This window comes from Ruegeria sp. CDSB086, from assembly GCF_059611065.1.
The window spans coordinates 157745-176424 of record NZ_JBXWOV010000001.1 but is presented as its reverse complement, the minus strand read 5'-3'; the positions used below and the strand labels follow the sequence as shown (position 1 = coordinate 176424).

General features: G+C 58.1%; 20 protein-coding genes. 10 read left to right on the top strand and 10 right to left on the bottom strand.

Annotated features, from left to right (window positions below; genetic code table 11):
* The first annotated feature begins 60 nt into the window (after positions 1-60).
* Together AC2FIO_RS00865 and AC2FIO_RS00860 are read left to right on the top strand one after the other, a co-directional pair.
* A complete protein-coding gene (locus tag AC2FIO_RS00865) occupies positions 61-660 on the top strand; it encodes a 2-hydroxychromene-2-carboxylate isomerase (RefSeq protein WP_282118722.1) in 600 nt (199 codons plus the stop codon).
* A gap of 44 nt (positions 661-704) precedes the next feature.
* Positions 705-1199 carry a DUF2244 domain-containing protein gene (locus AC2FIO_RS00860; protein WP_282118866.1) on the top strand — a complete coding sequence of 165 codons (495 nt, stop codon included), beginning with the start codon at positions 705-707 and terminating at the stop codon, positions 1197-1199.
* Positions 1200-1220: 21 nt separating this feature from the next.
* On the opposite strand, the gene AC2FIO_RS00855 is transcribed toward AC2FIO_RS00860, so the two are convergent.
* Entirely contained in the window at positions 1221-1706 is a 486-nt protein-coding gene (locus tag AC2FIO_RS00855) for a GatB/YqeY domain-containing protein (protein ID WP_058274249.1), read from the bottom strand.
* A 183-nt stretch (positions 1707-1889) separates the two neighbouring features.
* Here AC2FIO_RS00855 and carA point away from each other — a divergent pair, with 183 nt between their 5' ends.
* Both carA and AC2FIO_RS00845 read left to right on the top strand, forming a co-directional pair.
* The gene (gene carA, locus AC2FIO_RS00850; RefSeq protein WP_496695072.1) at positions 1890-3056 is read left to right on the top strand and encodes a glutamine-hydrolyzing carbamoyl-phosphate synthase small subunit; all 1167 of its coding nucleotides are present in this window, start codon (positions 1890-1892) and stop codon (positions 3054-3056) included.
* 80 nt (positions 3057-3136) lie between these two features.
* Positions 3137-5005, top strand: a complete 1869-nt coding sequence (locus AC2FIO_RS00845) for a glycosyltransferase (protein ID WP_496695070.1) — start codon at positions 3137-3139, stop codon at positions 5003-5005.
* Between the two features lie 3 nt (positions 5006-5008).
* Here the strand turns inward: AC2FIO_RS00845 and AC2FIO_RS00840 are convergent, their stop codons facing one another.
* Positions 5009-5656: a GntR family transcriptional regulator gene (locus tag AC2FIO_RS00840; RefSeq protein ID WP_058273905.1), complete on the bottom strand. Its 648-nt coding sequence runs from the start codon at positions 5654-5656 to the stop codon at positions 5009-5011.
* 100 nt (positions 5657-5756) lie between these two features.
* On the opposite strand from AC2FIO_RS00840, the gene AC2FIO_RS00835 reads away from it, so the two are divergent.
* From AC2FIO_RS00835 to AC2FIO_RS00825, 3 genes are all read left to right on the top strand, one after another.
* Positions 5757-6401: a pyrimidine 5'-nucleotidase gene (locus tag AC2FIO_RS00835; protein ID WP_282118725.1), complete on the top strand. Its 645-nt coding sequence runs from the start codon at positions 5757-5759 to the stop codon at positions 6399-6401.
* Between the two features lie 86 nt (positions 6402-6487).
* A complete protein-coding gene (locus AC2FIO_RS00830; RefSeq protein ID WP_496695067.1) occupies positions 6488-6736 on the top strand; it encodes a hypothetical protein in 249 nt (82 codons plus the stop codon).
* 76 nt (positions 6737-6812) lie between these two features.
* Positions 6813-8009, top strand: a complete 1197-nt coding sequence (locus AC2FIO_RS00825) for a UbiH/UbiF family hydroxylase (protein WP_496695065.1) — start codon at positions 6813-6815, stop codon at positions 8007-8009.
* 13 nt (positions 8010-8022) lie between these two features.
* Here AC2FIO_RS00825 and AC2FIO_RS00820 read toward each other — a convergent pair whose 3' ends face one another.
* Positions 8023-9150 (bottom strand): aminotransferase class V-fold PLP-dependent enzyme, encoded by a 1128-nt coding sequence (locus AC2FIO_RS00820; protein WP_496695063.1) that lies wholly within the window; start codon positions 9148-9150, stop codon positions 8023-8025.
* A gap of 230 nt (positions 9151-9380) precedes the next feature.
* Between AC2FIO_RS00820 and hutC the strand changes: the two genes are divergently transcribed.
* Complete coding sequence (gene hutC, locus AC2FIO_RS00815) at positions 9381-10082, top strand: histidine utilization transcriptional repressor HutC (protein ID WP_496695062.1); 702 nt, start codon at positions 9381-9383, stop codon at positions 10080-10082.
* Positions 10083-10088: 6 nt separating this feature from the next.
* Here the strand turns inward: hutC and AC2FIO_RS00810 are convergent, their stop codons facing one another.
* Positions 10089-10547 carry an Lrp/AsnC family transcriptional regulator gene (locus AC2FIO_RS00810; RefSeq protein ID WP_113789069.1) on the bottom strand — a complete coding sequence of 153 codons (459 nt, stop codon included), beginning with the start codon at positions 10545-10547 and terminating at the stop codon, positions 10089-10091.
* Positions 10544-10999 (bottom strand): Lrp/AsnC family transcriptional regulator, encoded by a 456-nt coding sequence (locus AC2FIO_RS00805; RefSeq protein ID WP_108858913.1) that lies wholly within the window; start codon positions 10997-10999, stop codon positions 10544-10546. The genes AC2FIO_RS00810 and AC2FIO_RS00805 overlap by 4 nt, the downstream gene beginning before the upstream one ends.
* Positions 11000-11131: 132 nt before the next feature.
* Here AC2FIO_RS00805 and ilvC point away from each other — a divergent pair, with 132 nt between their 5' ends.
* Both ilvC and AC2FIO_RS00795 read left to right on the top strand, forming a co-directional pair.
* Positions 11132-12154, top strand: a complete 1023-nt coding sequence (gene ilvC, locus AC2FIO_RS00800) for a ketol-acid reductoisomerase (protein ID WP_108858914.1) — start codon at positions 11132-11134, stop codon at positions 12152-12154.
* Positions 12155-12227: 73 nt separating this feature from the next.
* Positions 12228-13130 (top strand): DMT family transporter, encoded by a 903-nt coding sequence (locus tag AC2FIO_RS00795; RefSeq protein ID WP_496695059.1) that lies wholly within the window; start codon positions 12228-12230, stop codon positions 13128-13130.
* Here the strand turns inward: AC2FIO_RS00795 and glmM are convergent.
* From glmM to AC2FIO_RS00770, 5 genes are all read right to left on the bottom strand, one after another.
* Positions 13127-14470 (bottom strand): phosphoglucosamine mutase, encoded by a 1344-nt coding sequence (glmM, locus tag AC2FIO_RS00790; RefSeq protein WP_496695057.1) that lies wholly within the window; start codon positions 14468-14470, stop codon positions 13127-13129. The genes AC2FIO_RS00795 and glmM overlap by 4 nt on opposite strands.
* A gap of 34 nt (positions 14471-14504) precedes the next feature.
* Positions 14505-15503 (bottom strand): dihydropteroate synthase, encoded by a 999-nt coding sequence (folP, locus tag AC2FIO_RS00785; protein ID WP_496695055.1) that lies wholly within the window; start codon positions 15501-15503, stop codon positions 14505-14507.
* Positions 15500-16420, bottom strand: coding sequence for a dihydroneopterin aldolase (locus tag AC2FIO_RS00780; protein ID WP_472723519.1), 921 nt, complete (start codon positions 16418-16420; stop codon positions 15500-15502). Before AC2FIO_RS00780 ends, folP begins: the two co-directional genes overlap by 4 nt.
* 103 nt (positions 16421-16523) lie before the next feature.
* On the bottom strand, positions 16524-17894 hold the full coding sequence (locus AC2FIO_RS00775; protein WP_496695052.1) for a multicopper oxidase family protein: 1371 nt from the start codon (positions 17892-17894) through the stop codon (positions 16524-16526).
* A gap of 73 nt (positions 17895-17967) precedes the next feature.
* Entirely contained in the window at positions 17968-18609 is a 642-nt protein-coding gene (locus AC2FIO_RS00770) for a cell wall hydrolase (RefSeq protein WP_145975887.1), read from the bottom strand.
* Positions 18610-18680 lie beyond the last annotated feature (71 nt).

Below are 18680 nucleotides of genomic sequence, written 5' to 3'. Positions count from 1 at the left end.
CGATAATCTGCCCATTTTAGGGTATCATGTATCCAGAAACCCTGGGATCGGAGCCATCAGATGCCCGAAATTGACTTTTGGTTTTCCATCGGCAGCACATACAGCTTCCTGACAATCATGCGCCTGGATGATTGGTGTGATGAGCATGACGCGACCGTCAATTGGCGACCGTTCAACGTGCGTACCGTAATGTCCGAACAACAGAACATTCCCTTTGCGGGCAAACCGGCCAAATCCGCATATATGTGGCGCGATATCGAGCGGCGCGCCGCAAAGTACCACCTGCACGCAACGCTTCCTGCACCCTACCCGATCTCGGATCTTGCGCTGGCCAATCAGGTCGCCGTGCTGGGTATGGCGGATGGCTGGGGCAAGTCCTTTACCCAAAACCTGTACCGCATCTGGTTCGAAGAAGGGATTGAAGCGGGCAGCGAAACAGCGCTGTCAGAAGCGCTGCATCGGTGTCAGCAGGACCCACGCCTGACCCTTGCACGCGCCCGCAGCCCGGACACGATCTCGGCGCTTGAAACCGAAACAGAACAGGCCACAAAGCTGGGCGTTTTTGGCGCCCCCAGCCTGGTCGTTCGCGGCGAGGTTTTCTGGGGCGATGACCGGCTGGATGACGCGTTGTCGTGGGCCAGAGTTGGGCACGTCATCTGATCTTTCCTGTTAGACACCGGCAGGTGTTGCGCTATTTTTGCACCATGCCGTATCGATGGAATCAAACCTCAAGTTCCGAGCAAGAGTTGCGCCTGTGGCCGCATAACTCTCTGCCCCCACGCTGGGCGATGCGTGTGGTGTTGGCGGTCTTCCTGTTTGGCTTGATTCCCCTGATGGCTGTTCTTGGGTCGGTTTTGCTGTGGGGTTTGCTGCCATTCATGCTGTTGACCGTTCTGGGACTGTGGTTCGCGATCCAGTCCAATTACCGTGCACGCAGCGTTTTCGAGGTGTTGACCTTGACCGGCTCGCAGGCCCGTCTGGTGCAGCATCACCCACAACGGGGGCAGCAGGAGTGGTCCTGCAACCGCTATTGGGCGCGTCCCGAAATGCATGAGCGCGGCGGCCCGGTCCCGAACTATGTCACACTGACCGGTGACGGCCGCGAAGTTGAAATTGGCGCCTTTCTGTCTGAGGAAGAGCGGATTTCGCTGTTTGATGAGCTCACAAAAAAACTGCGCGAACCTGTCGCGCAGCCTTAGCATCTTAGCAAACAATAATGCTTAGCAGCTGCCGCCTGGCGCAGCGCAGAGCTGATCTTTGACCATCGGGCCAACCTTGCCGAAATCCATCTGGCCGGTGTAACGGGTTTTCAGCTCACCCATCACTTTGCCCATGTCGCGGATCGACCCGGCGCCGGTGGCCGTGATTGCGGTCTGAATGGCCTTGCTCACCTCGTCATCGTCCAATTGCTTGGGCAGGAATTCCTCGATGACCTCGACCTCGCGCAGTTCCCGTTCGGCAAGATCCAATCGGCTGCCCTCTTCATAAGCGCGGGCGCTTTCCTTGCGCTGCTTGGTCATTTTACCAAGAATTTCAAGCACCTCTGTGTCGCCGCAGCCTTTGGCTTCTTCGTTGTCAGACGCGCGCGAGGCGATGTCACGGTCCTTGATCGCAGCATTAATCAGGCGCAGCGTCGACAGACGCTCGGCATCCTTGTCTTTCATCGCTTGCTTCAGGGCAGTGTTCACCCTTGATCGCATATCCATATGTTCTGTCCATCCCCATGGCAAAGGAACCCCGACCATATCGAAACAAAAAGCGCGATACAACAGGGGGTGCATGTGGTTAACTTATTGATTTTAAACAATAGCCTAAAAATTGAACAGACTTGACCCGAGCGTACAACCCCCTTAGGTATGCGCCGGTTTACCTTGCAGGAGAGTCGCGCCATGGCCCAGAACGCCCCGTCCAAGCCCACCGCATGTCTGGCATTGGCCGACGGTACATTGTTCTACGGTATGGGCTTCGGCGCCACCGGCCAAACCGTGGCTGAACTTTGCTTTAACACCGCCATGACCGGATACCAGGAAATCATGACCGACCCCTCTTATGCGGGACAGATCGTGACCTTCACCTTCCCTCATATCGGCAATGTCGGCGTGAACCCCGAGGATGACGAGACTGGCGATCCGGTTGCCGCCGGGATGGTGGTCAAATGGGATCCGACCGAGCCATCGAACTGGCGCTCGGCCGAAGAATTGAAAACCTGGCTCGCCCGCCGCGGCCGCATCGCCATCGGCGGTGTGGACACCCGCCGCCTGACCCGCGCCATCCGCCAGCAAGGCGCACCTCATGTCGCGTTGGCGCATGATCCCGACGGTAACTTTGATATCGAGGCACTGGTCGCCGCCGCGCGCGGCTTTGCCGGTCTGGAAGGTATGGATCTAGCCAAAGAGGTCACCTGCGCCCAAAGCTATCGCTGGGACGAAATGCGGTGGGCCTGGCCGGACGGGTACAAACGTCAGGAATCTCCGGTTCATAAAGTTGTCGCCGTGGACTTTGGCGCAAAGCGCAATATCCTTCGCTGCCTCGCCTCGGCCGGATGCGACGTCACGGTTCTGCCTGCAACGGCGACGGCCGCCGAGGTGCTGGCCCATAATCCCGATGGCGTGTTCCTGTCGAACGGCCCCGGCGACCCGGCAGCCACCGGTGAATACGCCGTGCCTATGATCAAAGAGGTTCTGGACGCCACCGACCTGCCCGTCTTTGGCATCTGTCTGGGACACCAGATGCTGGCGCTGGCTTTGGGCGGCCATACCGTCAAGATGAACCACGGCCACCACGGGGCCAACCATCCGGTCAAAGACCTGGATACCGGCAAGGTCGAGATCACCTCGATGAACCATGGCTTCGCGGTGGACGCCCAGTCCCTGCCCGACGGCGTTGTGGAAACCCACCGCTCGTTGTTTGACGGGTCCAATTGCGGCATCCGCATGACCGATCGCCCTGTCTATTCAGTGCAGCACCACCCCGAGGCATCGCCTGGCCCACAGGACAGCTACTATCTGTTTGAACGCTTTGCCGACGCTATGGCAGACAAGAAAGCACAGGCTTAACCGCCTCATCGTTTAGTGTTAACGCGCTGTTAACCTTGATTGAGCAACCCTGACGCGGGTCACCGAGTCAGGGTTTTTTTATGGTTGAACATAGCCTGCAGCAATTCGCGCGCGCCGCGCCGATTTCTGTTGGGGCGCGGAAACCCCTTGGCGCCTGTTTACTCGAACGTGGCTGCATCACCCCCGCCCAGCTCGAAAAGGCGCTGCATCTGCAATCCAGACAACAGGCCCCACTGGGCGAAATCCTTGTCGGAGAGGGCTGGATCAGCCGTCAGGAGGTCATGGATGCCCTGTCCGAGCAAACCAACCTGCAAATCGCCGATCTGAAAGACACGCCCCCTTCCCCGAGCTTATGTGACATCAAACCGGTCGAGTTCTGGCTGAAGCATAATGTGATCCCATGGCAACGCATCGGCCCGATCCTGCTGATCGCGACCGCTGATCCGAACCGCTTTGCCGCGGTCCGCGCCGCCCTGTTCGACACTGAACACACGATTGCCCCGGTACTTGCATCGGTCAGTCAGATTGATCATGCAATTGCCAGCGCGTTTTCCGACACTTTGGCAAAAGGCGCGGAAACCCGGGTCGACAAGGATCAGAGCTGTCGATCATGGACGCCGACAAAGCGCGCGGGTCCCATCGCGGCCCTTGCGGGACTTCTTTTCTTTTTTTCAGCCTTTCCTCTGGTTGGTCTGGCTGCTCTTTTGACCACGGCCACCGTTTCACTGCTCTTGTTCATGGTTTTGCGCATTGTGGGCTTGGTCTCATACCTTATGAGATGCCGCCAAGTGTGCCCAACCCCCGAGCCTGTTCCACTGCGATTGCCGCGCGTATCGATGATGGTGCCCCTTTACAAAGAACGAGAGATTGCAGGCGCTTTGATAAGGCGGCTGCAACGCCTGACCTACCCAAAAGCGTTGTTGGACGTCATTCTGGTACTGGAAGCCTCAGATGAGGTCACGCGCACCACATTAAGCCGAGTGGATCTGCCTAGCTGGATCAGAACGGTGGAAGTCCCGGAACTGAACGGACTGACGACAAAGCCCCGAGCGATGAACTACGCGCTGGATTTTTGTCGTGGGGACATTCTGGGTGTGTGGGATGCCGAGGACGCCCCGCAACCGGATCAGATCGAACGCGTGGTCCGGCATTTTGCGCGGGCTGGCGAAGATGTCGTCTGCCTGCAAGGTGTTCTGGATTATTACAACCCGCGCACAAATTGGCGGTCACGCTGCTTTACCATCGAATACAACAGCTGGTTTCGGATCATCCTGCAAGGCATTGCGAATCTGGGTCTGGTCGTCCCCCTTGGGGGCACAACATTCTATTTTCGCAGGGATAAATTGCTGGAGCTTGGCGGCTGGGATGCCCACAACGTAACCGAGGATGCAGATCTGGGCGTGCGCCTCAGCCGTGCGGGGTATCGAACCGAGATGGTCGATACCACCACCTATGAAGAGGCAAACTTTCGTGCCTGGCCGTGGGTCAAGCAGCGCTCGCGCTGGCTGAAGGGGTTCATGGTGACCTATTTGGTGCACATGCGTGCGCCGCGGCGTCTGATAAGCGACATCGGGCTCAAGCGATTTCTTGGTGTTCAGGCGTTCTTCTTGGGGACTATTGGCCAGTTTCTACTGGCACCAGTCCTATGGCTGTTCTGGTTGGCGACATTGGGCTTGCCTGGCCCGTTCGATCCGCTTTTGTCTGATTGGGCCTTCTACGCACTCATCAGCCTGTTTCTGGTGGCCGAAATTACCAATCTGATCGTTGGAATGCTGGCCGTAGCAGCACAGGAAAGACGATTCCTTATGCCGTGGGTTCCGACAATGCCGCTGTATTTTCCGCTAGGCGTATTAGCCGCCTACAAAGCCCTGTGGGAGCTAGCCAGCAACCCGTTCTTCTGGGACAAAACTCAGCATGGGCAGGCCCGCGAAGAAGTACAGCCGCACTGACGGTCATTTCTCGCGCAACACCGCATCCTGTTTCAGCCGGGTCATGAAGGCCACCGAGATATGTTCTTTCAGCGCGCGCTCTGCCGCCTCTTCATCACGGGCGGTGATCGCCTCGACAATGCCCTTATGCTCACTTTGCGCAATCTCGCCACGGCCCTGAACGGCAAGCGAGGTCGTAGCCATCAGAGCCATTGTGCGGTGCACAAGATTCAACTGCTGCACCAGATACCGGTTGTGCGAAGCCAGATGGATCTGTTCATGAAACCGCCGGTTGGCCCGCGACAGTGCCGTTGGATCATTCACCAGCGCATCGTCAGCGGCGACCATGTCCTGTAGCACTTTGATCTCTTCTTCGGTGGCGTGTTTCGCGGCCAGCTTTGCGGCCAACCCTTCCAATTCGCGCCGAACCACATAAAGTTCGGCCATTTGGTTGTGATCCAATGAGGCCACGATCAGTGATCGTCCGTCACGCTCTAGCAGGGACTGCGTCTCAAGTCGCTGCAACGCTTCGCGGATAGGTGTACGAGACACGCCAAATCGTTCTGCCAGCTCACTTTCGACCAATCGGTCGCCGGGCTTGTAAACGCCCACATCAATCGCTTCGAGAATAAGGCTATAGGCGTCTTTGTTGGGCTGACGGGATTGCGGCATGGGGTGTTTTTTCTCCTCGTTCGGACATGTCTATCCGCCTCAGGCCCGTGCAATCAAGTGTAGCATTGAAAACCTGTGCATGGCGGCCTAAACCCAACTCATGGTCAAACCTTCTTTTTCGCACGTCACCCAATGGGTGTTCGACCTCGACAACACGCTGTACCCGCCTCATATGCAACTATTCGACCAGATCGAGGTTCTGATGACGGACTACGTGGTGCAGGCCATTGGCGTCGACCGAGCCGAGGCGGATCGTCTGCGCTCGCACTATTGGCGGGAATACGGCACCACGCTGGCCGGCTTGATGGCCGAGCATGACCTGGACCCCGAACCCTATCTGTACGCCGTGCATCAGGTGGACATGAGCCACATGGACCCCGACGCCGAGTTGGCCGACAACATCCGGTGCCTGCCTGGCCGTCGCATCGTTTACACCAACGGCAGCGCGCCTTATGCCGAACGTGTGCTAAAAGCACGCGGTCTCAGCGGTTTGTTCGATGCGGTTTATGGCGTAGAACACGCGGGCTATCTTCCAAAACCTAAACAGGCCGCGTTCGAGGCGATCTTTGCACAGGATGGCATCGACGCCGACAAGGCGGCCATGTTTGAAGATGATCCGCGCAATCTGGCTGCTCCGCACGCGATGGGAATGCGCACAGTTCACGTCGCGCCCGAGCCGCATAAGGCCGATCATATCCACCATCACACCGACGACCTGACTGCGTTTCTGTCCCGCCTGCGATAGGCTGTCACACTGCGACGATCTGCACATTCTGCAGGTGCATGATCGACCCTATATGCGCCTCAGCGACGAACAGAATCGGAGACCCCATGAGCGCGATCGAGATGCCCGGACGCCTGCCCATCTGGCAGCGCCTGTTATTTGCAGTTCCCCTGTTTGGCTGGTTAGTCAAAGATGCCGCTCATGCAAAGGGCGCAGATTGGGGTTATACAGCGGCCGCGATTTTCAGCATGTGGGGCTGTTCTGCCCTGTTGTTCGGTCTGCCGGGCCTATACATCCCAGCCGTGATGATGGTGCCGGTGATGTTCCTGATCCTCATCCTGATTTCACGCGGCTGACACGCGGGACAGGATGTCACTTGGCACCCGATGCAGAACCGAACTAGGTTCTGCCCAACACTCGGAGGCCAAGGTCATGAAAGACAGCTGTGACATCCTGATTTCAGGCGGCGGAATCGCCGGTCTGACCGCTGCGGCAGCCTTTGGAACCGCCGGGTTCGACGTTATTTGTGTCGACCCGACGCTCCCGATAACCGAGCGCGACGTGGACGGCTCTGATTTGCGGACCACCGCCTTTTTGCAACCGGCGCACGGCTTGTTAGAGCAATGTGGGTTGTGGCAACGGCTGGACGCACACGCGGCCCCCTTGCAGATCATGCGGATTGTGGACGCAGGTGGAGATGTTCCTGAACCCCGCGTGGTACGCGATTTCAACGCCGCAGATATTTCGGATCTGCCCTTCGGCTGGAACCTGCCCAACTGGCTGTTGCGACGCGAGATGGTGGCACGACTGGCCGAACTGCCCAACGTCGATTTCCGCCCCGGTACTGGCACTGTCAGTCTGTTCACCCGCACTGCCGAAGCGCGTGTCGGCCTGAGTGACGGCAGCCGCATTCGTTGCAAACTGGTGGTCGCCGCTGACGGGCGCAACTCTCCCATGCGCGAGGCGGCTGGGATCAACGTCCATTCCACGCGCTATGGCCAGAAAGCATTGGCCTTTGCAGTCACACATCCCATCCCGCACGACAATGTTTCGACCGAGATTCACCGCTCGGGCGGGCCGTTCACCCTGGTCCCCCTGCCCGATTGGCAGGGGCAACCGTCTTCGGCGATTGTGTGGATGGAGCGCGGACCCCGCGCGGTTGAGTTGCTCAACACCGAGTCCGAGGCGTTTGAGGCGCTGATGACCGAACGGTCCTGTGGGTTGTTCGGACCGTTAAAACTGGCCTCGCGCCGGACCATCTGGCCGATCATCAGCCAGTCAGCAGAACGTCTGGCTGGCGAGCGAGTCGCGCTGATGGCCGAGGCCGCCCATGTGGTGCCGCCAATTGGAGCCCAGGGATTGAACATGTCGCTGGGCGATCTGAGCAGTCTGCTGGAACTGGCGCAGGCCCGTCCTGAAGGTCTGGGCGATGCGCAGATGCTCGAGGCCTATCACAAGGCTCGCCACACCGAAATCGAGATGCGGGTCAAAGGCATCGACCTGTTGAACCGCGCCTCGATGATCGAGGCGCGGCCGTTAAGGGACGTCCGGGCAATGGGGCTAAATGCGCTCTATTCTCTACCGGCTGTTCGCAAGACCTTGATGCAAATGGGCCTCGGCGTACGCTAAGGCCCGAATGGTTTCACAGAACCTGATCCAGCACGCGCTTGAGCCGCCCGATGGTGCCGTCGACGTCGTACAGTTTGTCCAGACCAAACAGACCAAGGCGGAAGGTGCTGAACCCTTCAGGCTCATCACATTGCAGCGGCACACCTGCTGCGATCTGCATGCCCAACGTCGCAAACTTCTTACCATTCTGAATATCCGGGTCCGAGGTATAGCTGACCACGACACCCGGCGCGCCAAATCCGTCCGCTGCTACCGAGACGATGCCCTTGTCCCGCAGCATCGCCCGCACTCCATCGCCCAACGCCCATTGGGCGTCCCGCAGCTTGTCGAACCCATAATCGCGGGTCTCGACCATCGTATCGCGAAACGCCTTCAACGCATCCGTTGGCATGGTCGCGTGATACGCATGCCCACCATTTTCATAGGCTTGCATGATCTGTCGCCATTTTTTCAGATCAACGGCAAAACTGTCGGACGTCGTCTCCTCCAAACGCGCTTCGGCACGCTCAGATAGCATGACAAGGCCAGCGCAGGGCGATGCACTCCACCCTTTCTGGGGCGCCGAGATCAGGACGTCCACACCGGTGGCCTTCATATCGACCCAGGCACAACCCGATGCGATGCAGTCCAGCACCATTAACGCCCCCACCTCATGCGCCGCGGCGGCCATGGCTGTTACGTAGTCATCAGGCAGAATGACACCGGCCGAGGTCTCCACATGTGGGGCAAATACAACGTCCGGACGCTGTTCACGGATTGTTGAAACAACCTCGTCAATCGGTGCGGGGGCAAAGGGCGACGGGCTGGAATTGCCGGTTTCACGGGCTTTGAGAACCGTCGCTGACGCCGTCAGATCACCGGATTCGATGATCTGGCTCCAGCGGTAGGAAAACCACCCATTCCGAACGACCAATACATTGGCGTTGCGCGCAAATTGCCGGGCCACGGCCTCCATCCCATAGGTGCCACCACCAGGGATAATCGCCACACCATCCGCATTATATACATCCTTCAGCAAGCCCGATATGTCCCGCATCACCTGCTGAAACTGAACCGACATATGGTTCAGAGACCTATCCGTAAACACGACCGAGAACTCTTCGAGCCCAGAGGGATCGACGGTGTCCAATAGCGCTGGCATGGTTTGTCCTTTCAAATTGTCGTCAGCGGCCTCGCGACCCGGGTTAATTTGCCCAGACCCGTACTGAACCCGAATATCTGACCTAAGGGAACTAAAAACAAAACACTCAAATGATATTTTGTTAGTCGAATCTGGCAAGAAATGACGCCAATTAGTGTCAGCTGCCCTTTACACTCTGACGTGTTTCTGACCAGATGCACTCACTTTACAGAAGAAAGGTATTTCGACAGGTGAATGCGCATAAGCGGATCAGTTTTCAAGTTGTTAGGGACGAAGTCAAACGGCGGATTGAAAGCCGCATTTGGCCGCAGGGATCGCTTCTGCCAACCGAAACGCAACTTGCCGAGGAATTCAATTGCGCACGCGCGACAGTGAACCGTGCCCTGCGCGAACTGTCCGATCAGGGCTTTGTCGAGCGCAAACGCAAAAGCGGGACCCGGGTCAAAAAGGAACCCAGCAAACATGCCAAGCTGGAATTTTCTTTGGCTCGTCAAACGGTTGAAAGCCAAAATGCAACCTATCGGTACTCGCTGGTTGAACGCAACGTGGTCGCAAGCCCCGGTTGGCTCGCCTCGCAGATCGGTGTATCGGCGGACATTCGCGTCCTGCATGTCATCTGTATGCACTATGCAGATAACCGTCCCTTCCAATTGGAAGAACGCTGGATCAACATAGATGCGGTGCCCGAAATCGAACATGCCGATCTGAGCAACCACGGCCCACATGAATGGCTACTGAACGCCTCTCCGTTTACCGAGGCTGAAGTCTCCTTTTGCGCGATCTCCGCGGACGGACGATTGGCGGAATTCATGGGAACAACCCCCGGAACGTCGATGATCCAGCTAGAGCGCACGACCTGGAAGAACGGAAATCCGATGGCATTTGCCCGGATAACGCACCATCCGGGATATTGCATCCGCACGCGGTACTGAGCGGGCTTATCCGATCGGTCCCGGCAAACGTTCCTCGCTTAGCAGGACGTTGGCTTCGACATCTCCTGCGCCGGGCAAGGTCATGATCCGACGGCGCAGGACCCGCTCAAAATCCGACAGGTCGCGGGCAACCACCCGCAGGCGATAATCGTACAAACCCAGCACATGCTCGACGGTCTGAACTTCTGGAATAGCACTGACGGCGCGCTCAAAATCCTCCAGACTGACCTGACCCTTGCGCGCCAGTTTCACGCCAAGGAATACCGTCACGCCAAATCCCAACGCCTCGGCATTCAGGCGCAGCCGGCGACCTTTGATAACGCCCGAGGTTTCCAGCCGGCGGATGCGGCGCCATGTCGCCGGTTGTGACAGACCCAGCTTACGCCCCAACGCCCCGGCGCTCTGGGAGGCGTCCTGAGCCAACGCACACAGTATTTTTCGGTCCAGCTCATCCAATTCGGTCATACCGGCAAGACCTCTTCGCTCTTGACCCTCGCGATATGCATCAAGGCCTCAATATCCGCGATATGCGGCAGGGTCAGAATGCGGTCACGGTAGAGTTGTTGGTAGTGTGACATGTCCCTGGCAATCACCGACAGCCGCACATCTACCCTGCCCAGAAATGTTTGCAATTCGATCACCTCGGGCACTTGCCGGGCGGCGGCAGTAAATTCGTCAAACGCGCGCGATTGCGTCTTGTCCAGCGTTACGCGCAGCGAAACCTCGACCGCATACCCAAGCGCCGCCCAATCGATCACGGCCTCCTGCCCCTGGATTATTCCGGTTGCCTGCATCTTTTCGACCCGGCGCCAGCAGACACCCTGGCTGATACGGCAACGCTCGGCCAGTTCCGCAGCAGTCAGGCTGGGATCGGCCTGAAAGTGGCGCAGGATTCGGCGGTCTATGTCATCAAGCATGATTTTTTTGCATTTCTGGTGTTACACGAATTATTCTTCATCTTTTTCACAAATACTCAAGTGCAACCCTATCGCCAATACAACATCCGGCAGGTAAAACCCTCGGCAATCTAACCAGAAAGGACCGGCGACATGCGCGTCTATTACGATCGCGATTGCGACATCAACCTGATCAAAGACAAGAAAGTGGCGATCCTGGGCTACGGCTCGCAAGGCCACGCCCACGCACTGAACCTGCGCGACTCGGGCGCGAAGAACCTTGTCGTCGCTCTGCGCGAAGGCTCCGCATCGGCCAAGAAAGCTGAAGCCGAAGGCCTGGAAGTCATGGGCATCGCCGAAGCGGCAGCCTGGTGCGACGTCATCATGTTCACCATGCCCGACGAACTGCAGGCCGAGACCTACAAGAAATACGTGCATGACAACATCAAGCCCGGCTCGGCCATTGCTTTTGCCCATGGCCTGAATGTCCACTTTGGTCTGATTGAGCCGAAAGAAGGCATCGACGTCATCATGATGGCTCCCAAAGGCCCCGGCCACACCGTGCGCGGCGAATACGTCAAGGGCGGCGGCGTGCCTTGCCTGGTTGCCGTGAACAACGACGCGACCGGCAAAGCGCTGGAAATCGGCCTGTCCTATTGCTCGGCAATTGGTGGCGGTCGCTCGGGCATCATCGAGACCAACTTCCGTGAAGAATGCGAAACCGACCTGTTCGGCGAACAAGCCGTTCTGTGCGGCGGCATCGTCGAACTGATCCGTTGTGGTTTCGAAACTCTGGTTGAGGCAGGTTATGCGCCTGAAATGGCCTATTTCGAATGCCTGCACGAAACCAAGCTGATCGTTGACCTGATCTATGAAGGCGGCATCGCGAACATGGATTATTCGATCTCGAACACTGCCGAGTACGGCCAGTACGTCACCGGTCCACGGATCCTGCCTTATGAGCAGACCAAGAAAGCGATGAAAGAGACGCTGTCGGACATCCAAACCGGCAAATTTGTGCGTGACTTCATGCTGGAAAACGCTGTTGGTCAGCCGACCATCAAAGCAGCACGCCGTCACAACGATGAGCATCAGATCGAGCAGGTTGGTAAGAAACTGCGCGACATGATGCCGTGGATTTCAGCCGGCAAGCTGGTCGATCAGGAAAAGAACTGATCCTGCCAAGCGAATGCGAAGGGGCGGCCCATTAGGCCGCCCTTTTTTGTCCAAGCCCTAAGCCGAGACGCAGATGGTCCAGCACCCTACATCCCGCGATTGGAGCGGCGTTATCACCCTCGGCCTGATTTGGGGCGGGACGTTCATGGTCGTTGCCATGGCACTGGAAGGGTACGGACCTATCACCGTCGCCACCGCGCGCACGACGTTGGGTGCCGTGACGTTGCTGGCGTTGATGGCGGTCACAAACCGCAAGCTACCTTCCGGATCTGCCGCCCTTTGGACCTCGGTCATTGTGATCGGTATCTTGTCGTCTGCCCTGCCCTTTGTTCTGCTAAGCTGGGGGCAGCAATACGTACCGTCCGCCTTCGCGGGTCTGTCCATGGCCGCAATCCCTCTGATGGTGCTGCCGCTGGCGCATTTCTTTTCGGACGAGCCCCTGAACCTGAGAAAACTGGTGGGCGTGACCCTTGGATTCTGCGGTGCGTTGGTGCTGATCGGCCCCGGCTTGGCGCAACTCGGCCACGGGTCGGAACCTTTGGCGCAACTGGCCTGCATCGGGGCCGCTTTATGCTATTCCTGCGCGTCGATCTTCACCCGTCAATGTCCGCCCATTGATCCGGTGGTACTGGCCGCCCTGACCCTGCTGGTCGGCGCAGTAATCCTGCTGCCAATCATGTTCGTGACCGAAGGCGTCCCCACATGGGAAGGTACCCGCCCAAGCATTGCCATCATCGTTTTGGGGTTGGTCCCTACGGCATTTGCCACATTGCTGCGGGTTTCCGTCATTCGCAGCGCCGGGTCGGTGTTCATGACACTCGTTAACTACCAAGTGCCAATCTGGTCGATGGTGTTCGGCGCATGGGTGCTGTCCGAGGCGTTGCCGCTGCGCTTTTTCGTGGCGCTGGCTATGATCCTGACCGGGCTGGCCATCAGTCAGTGGTTCAGCCTGCGAAAGATGCTAACCGGGCGCTAGCCTGTGACGGCCTCGACCTCGGCAACGATGCCGTCGACAACCTGGGTCAACAGCGCGTCATCTTCACATTCCGCCATGACGCGGATCAGAGGTTCCGTACCCGACTTGCGGATCAGCAATCGCCCCTGCCCGTTCAGCCGCGCCTCGGCGTCAGAAATTGCAGCCTGCACGCTGGCGGCCTCAAGCGGGGCTTGTCCTTCGCCGTAGCGCACGTTCTTCAGCATTTGCGGTACGGTTTCGAACTGCACCGACAATTCCGATGCTTTGCGACCCGTATGCACCATCTCCGCCAGGAAATGGAGGCCCGCCATCAGGCCGTCACCTGTGGTCGCGTAATCGCTCATGACGATGTGGCCTGATTGTTCGCCGCCCAGATTGAACCCGCCTTCGCGCATACGTTCAACGACATAGCGGTCCCCGACGCCGGTGCGCTCCAGACGCAGACCATGGTTTTCAAGATGACGTTCCAGACCTAGGTTCGACATCACCGTTGCAACCAACGCACCGCCTTTCAGGCGGTCTGCCTCGGCCCAACTGGTCGCCAAAAGCGCCATCAACTGATCGCCATCCGCGACTTGGCCATTCTCATCGATCATAACGACGCGATCGGCGTCACCGTCCAGACAAATCCCGACATCTGCACCATGGGCCACGACGGTTTCGGCAGCCATCTGCGGTTTGGTGGAGCCACAATTGAGGTTGATATTCTTACCATTCGGCGTAATGCCGACCGGGATCACCTCGGCACCCAATTCCCACAAAACCTCGGGCGCCGTGCGGTGCGCGGCCCCATTGGCGCAATCGACTACAACTTTTAGCCCGTCCAAACGCAAGTCACGCGACAGCGAAGATTTGACGCGCTCACCGTATCGGAACCGCGCATCATCCACCCGTCTGGCACGGCCGATATTCCTTGCCTGCGCAGGTTTGACACCTTCTTCGATCAGCCTTTCAATCTCGAGTTCCGCCTGATCAGACAGCTTGTATCCGTCAGGACCAAAGAACTTGATACCGTTGTCCTCGGCCGGGTTATGGCTGGCCGAGATCATCACCCCAAGATCCGCGCGCATCGACCGTGTCATCAGACCGACAGCGGGCGTCGGAACCGGCCCAAGCAGCAACACGTTCATCCCGGTCGAGGTCAATCCGGCCGTCAGGGCGTTTTCCACCATATAGCCGGACAGGCGCGTATCCTTACCGATCACAACACGGTGGACGTCGGATTGATCGCGACGGAAGTAACGGCCAGCGGCGGCCCCGATGCGCAATGCCATTTCGGCCGTGATTGGATGGGTATTGGCGGTGCCCCGCACCCCATCGGTTCCGAACAGCTTGCGCATAATGTCACTCCGTCATTTCTTGCCTGCCTCCGGCTTACCGGACGGCGGCCCAAAGGCGCAAGGCCTGAGCGGTTTCTGCAACATCGTGCACGCGCAGAATTTGAACGCCTTGTGACAATCCAGCCAGCCCGACGGCGATTGATCCAGGCGCGCGGGCGTCCTTGCGCGGCTCTTTGCCAATTTGTCCAATAATACCTTTTCGGGACACGCCCAACAGGATCGGACAACCTAAACCATGAAACAGGCTGATCCCCTGCAGCAAGGCCAGGTTATGTGCCTCGGTCTTGCCAAACCCTATGCCCGGATCAACGATGATCTGATCCCGATCCAATCCGAGGTTTTCGAGACGATCCACCTGACCTTCAAGGAAATCGTAGACGTCCAGCAGAACGTCGTCATAGGTCGGGTTGTCTTGCATCGTGCCCGGATCGCCCTGCATGTGCATCACACAGACCGGAGCGCCAACTTGTGCGCAAAACGGTGCCAGCTGCGGATCAAAGGTAAAGCCGGTTACGTCGTTGATCAGCCCTGCTCCGGCCTCCCACGCTGCTTTGGCGACGGCGGATTTGCGCGTATCAATGGATATTAACGCATCAGTACGGGATTTGATGGCTCCGATCAGGGGGCGGGTCCGGGCGATCTCTTCATCTTCGGGCACGAAGGTTGCTCCGGGTCGGGTCGATTCGCCGCCAATATCCAGAATGGTTGCATCTTGTGAAACCATCTGTTCAGCCGCAGATTGGGCCGCGCTGACCGAATTGTGCACACCGCCATCCGAGAAACTGTCCGGCGTTGCATTCAGAATGCCCATAATGTGCGGGCGATCCATGGCAAGGCCCGCAACATCGGTACGCGGACGCGTCAGACGGTCCAGCGCATCGTCTGGCACATCCTGCACAGCAATGACCCTTGGGGGCTCTTCACGGCTTAACCGTTCGACATGGGTAAACCACAGCGGCTGGTCAGCTAGCGGCACTGAACCCGGCGGACGGTTCGGACCATGCTGAACCAGAGGTCGAAAATAAGCGGTCACAGTTGTGCCTGATCCACCGAGATCGCACGCAAAGGGGTTTCAGGGGCGTCGGGCAGCGCGCCGCCGATCACCATCATCTCACTCGCCTCAAAAGTGGCAGCAAACCATGCCGCCAGCGCGACCGCATCCGAAGGTGCCGCCGATTGGCCGTCAACAGCATCCAGCACAATTTTCGAGGGCGCCCAGACGCAAATCTGACCATTTTTCATGGCCCAATCCAGCTCAGTCCGCGTTGAAACGACGACACAGCGGTGATCGCGGGCAGCTAAAACCCAGGCATTCTGTTCAATCGCCAACAGATCAATTCGGCGTTGTGTCATCGCGTGGCCAGTCTGTGAAACAGGCATATCCGCCGCGCCGACACATAGGATCAACGGGCGTTCACGATTTTCCAGCTGATCGATCCACCCGGTCAGATTGGACGAAGCAATGGCCTCATTCGACAGGAAAGCCAGTCGGGGATGCGGACGCTCTTCCTCGACGACGTCGTGGTGAGCCTTGTCTTTCCCGCGCACGATCTCGACACCCAAAGCGCCAGGACCACGATCCAGTTTTTCTATTCTGACAAAAGCTCTTACGGCCTGCGGTTCAAGTAAAATTCGCTCAGCCACCCGGTCTGCCAAAGTCTCAAGCAGGTTAAGACGTTCCGCCGCAAGCTCATACGCGATCGCCTCAGTCACCCGGTCATAAGACAGGATGCGATCCACGTCATCGTCGATGGGATCACTCAAGGGGCGAACCTCGACCACGATGTTAAAGCAAATCCGCTGGGTCGTTCCACGCTCGGCCTGAAACGCGCCGATTTCAACCTCGACGATATGATCACGCAGAGAAATACGATCCAACGGCCCCCGGGCAGCGGTCGCTTCGGACCGCTCGGACGGGTGCGCAAAGGCAAGACGGATTTCAGAGCTCATACAGGCGGACCTTTTCGGGCTTTGTGGACGTGTTTGCCCAAAATAAACGATGCGCGGGCGTATAACACCGCAACATGCGTCTTTCCAGCCATCGAATGCGGCGTCAGGTTACGCGGAACCAGCTCATCATACCCGAAGCAGCGTGTCCCAGCATATGGCAATGCAGCAGCCAGTCTCCCGGATTGTCCGCGACCAACGCGATCTGACGGGTCTGGCCCCGGTCCACCAGCACGGTGTCGCGCCAGGGCCCCAAACTGCCATCCGGCAGGACGAGCCGGAAGTGGTGACCATGCAGATGCATCGCATGTGGAAAGACAGTTTCGTTCACAAACTCGATCCGGTGCAACTGATCCAGACGCGCATCCAGAAACGGATCCTTGGGTCGTTCCGCGTATCCGTTCAACGCCCAGAACCGGCCCAGTTGAGCCAGCTCACGGCCTGTCAGGTCCTGATCGCCAAGCTTGGCCCCTTCCAGCCATCGCATCGCACCGCCCTGCAGGGACATACGATGCAGCGGTGCCTGATCATACTGAAATTCAGGCATATTGTTCGCAGGCAATGGTTCAATACCCTGCCTTTGCGATGTGGACGCTTCGGAAACTTGAAAGCGTACCAAGCCATAGCCGCCATCCCGCTCGATACTGGCAAGACCCGCGACATCCCCGGACGCGGACGTCACATCCACGACAAGGTCCGCCCGTTGTGCGGGCGCAAGTGGAAAGCTGTCCTCTACAGGCAATGGAACTGCCAGCGGCATGCCATCCAGTGCCACGATCCAACCCGCCAGCCCGTCCAACGCCAAATCAAATATCCGAGCGTTCGATGCATTGATCAGACGCAATCGCAATCGTTCCCCCGATCCAACAGGGTAAGCCGGATCAAAGCTGCCGTTGACGGACACCAGATTACCCAGCCGCCCTGCATGGCTAAGGTCGTGTCCATTGTCAAAATCGTCCACGATATGCGCGGTTTCAGGGTCCAGCCGCCAATCATCCAGCATCAGCGTCAGATCCTGATCAACATCCGGCGGGTTAGATTCTTCAACGATCAGGGGTCCATAGAGACCTCGGGCAACCTGTTCGGTAGACCGGTTATGCGAGTGATACCAATAGGTTCCCGCATCGGGTGCAACAAAGTCATAGTCGAAGGATTGGCCCATCTCGACCGCGTCCTGCGTCAACCCGGGCACGCCATCCATTGCGTTGTCGATCCGAATTCCGTGCCAATGCACTGCCGTCGGTTGAGACAGGTTGTTTATCAGCTTGCGACTGACGCGCCCGCCCTGAGGCAATCGGATGTCGACTCCGGGAACGCGGCCGCCATAGGTCCAAACCGGCGTAGCTGGATATCCGTCAGGCGCAATCTGTTGCACCGCTTCTTGCGCGACCAGATCAGAGCTGACCGCATGTGCTACCTTTGGCAGCAGAGCAAGCGCGGTCGAAGTTTGCAGAAACCGTCTGCGGGATAACATCATGGCGGACCTCCTGGCCCGCTACATAAGGCAGAAAACGCCCCGCGCAATCAAGGTTCCAGCGCGGGTGCGTCAATCAGTTGCTCGCGGTCCGATAGTTGTGGCGGTAGAAAATGTGAACGCCGATCCGGGCCGTTTCTTTGTAGACACGTGACCATGACGGGCGCACCGCTTTGGTGTGGTAGTGGGTCGCCCCTTCGGTCAGCCCGACGCCAACGCCGTCGATTGCCGCGCGGGCAACCTTGGACACACGCTCATAGGCTCTTTTCTCGCGGATAACTTCTTTCTGACCATCGCAGGTGTAGGTGAACTGGCATTGGTACTTCTTACCGGTTCCCTGCTTGATCACCCCGCACAGCGAACTTGGAAAGCGGCTACTTTTGACCCGATTCAGGATCACCTCGGCCACGGCGAACTGACCGCGAACGCTTTCGCCGCGCGCTTCAAAGTACAGCGCCTCGGCCAGACATTTGAAGTTCTCGTCCCCAGTGGCGGTTGGCAATTGGTCTAGCCAATTCTTTGAATAGGATACTTTTTCAAGCACAGGCGATTTACGCGGCTTGAACAGGCCCAAATAATCGCGGAACTTTTGCCCGGGCAATTCGCTTCGGGTCACAAGTTCGCGTTTGGCAGATTCGGTGGCTTCCCTCTCGGCGATGGAAACACTCGGCAGCACGGTTGCTGCCAATGTGGCAACAGCCAATATGTATCGTAGCATCAGATAACCTCGCACAGGCACATTCAGCGCCAGACCCTCCCCCGGCGGGCGCGATGAGGCTCTTACCGAAT

Coding starts and splice junctions, on each gene's coding strand:
- glmM (WP_496695057.1), bottom strand. CDS start 14,470: ATGCGCAAGCTGTTCGGAACCGATGGGGTGCGGGGCACCGCCAATACC.
- AC2FIO_RS00820 (WP_496695063.1), bottom strand. CDS start 9,150: ATGCCAGCGCTATTGGACACCGTCGATCCCTCTGGGCTCGAAGAGTTC.
- AC2FIO_RS00860 (WP_282118866.1), top strand. CDS start 705: ATGCCGTATCGATGGAATCAAACCTCAAGTTCCGAGCAAGAGTTGCGC.
- AC2FIO_RS00865 (WP_282118722.1), top strand. CDS start 61: ATGCCCGAAATTGACTTTTGGTTTTCCATCGGCAGCACATACAGCTTC.
- AC2FIO_RS00795 (WP_496695059.1), top strand. CDS start 12,228: ATGGTCCAGCACCCTACATCCCGCGATTGGAGCGGCGTTATCACCCTC.
- AC2FIO_RS00830 (WP_496695067.1), top strand. CDS start 6,488: ATGAGCGCGATCGAGATGCCCGGACGCCTGCCCATCTGGCAGCGCCTG.
- AC2FIO_RS00855 (WP_058274249.1), bottom strand. CDS start 1,706: ATGGATATGCGATCAAGGGTGAACACTGCCCTGAAGCAAGCGATGAAA.
- AC2FIO_RS00840 (WP_058273905.1), bottom strand. CDS start 5,656: ATGCCGCAATCCCGTCAGCCCAACAAAGACGCCTATAGCCTTATTCTC.
- AC2FIO_RS00780 (WP_472723519.1), bottom strand. CDS start 16,420: ATGAGCTCTGAAATCCGTCTTGCCTTTGCGCACCCGTCCGAGCGGTCC.
- ilvC (WP_108858914.1), top strand. CDS start 11,132: ATGCGCGTCTATTACGATCGCGATTGCGACATCAACCTGATCAAAGAC.
- AC2FIO_RS00805 (WP_108858913.1), bottom strand. CDS start 10,999: ATGCTTGATGACATAGACCGCCGAATCCTGCGCCACTTTCAGGCCGAT.
- AC2FIO_RS00825 (WP_496695065.1), top strand. CDS start 6,813: ATGAAAGACAGCTGTGACATCCTGATTTCAGGCGGCGGAATCGCCGGT.
- AC2FIO_RS00775 (WP_496695052.1), bottom strand. CDS start 17,894: ATGATGTTATCCCGCAGACGGTTTCTGCAAACTTCGACCGCGCTTGCT.
- carA (WP_496695072.1), top strand. CDS start 1,890: ATGGCCCAGAACGCCCCGTCCAAGCCCACCGCATGTCTGGCATTGGCC.
- AC2FIO_RS00770 (WP_145975887.1), bottom strand. CDS start 18,609: ATGCTACGATACATATTGGCTGTTGCCACATTGGCAGCAACCGTGCTG.
- AC2FIO_RS00810 (WP_113789069.1), bottom strand. CDS start 10,547: ATGACCGAATTGGATGAGCTGGACCGAAAAATACTGTGTGCGTTGGCT.
- AC2FIO_RS00835 (WP_282118725.1), top strand. CDS start 5,757: ATGGTCAAACCTTCTTTTTCGCACGTCACCCAATGGGTGTTCGACCTC.
- AC2FIO_RS00845 (WP_496695070.1), top strand. CDS start 3,137: ATGGTTGAACATAGCCTGCAGCAATTCGCGCGCGCCGCGCCGATTTCT.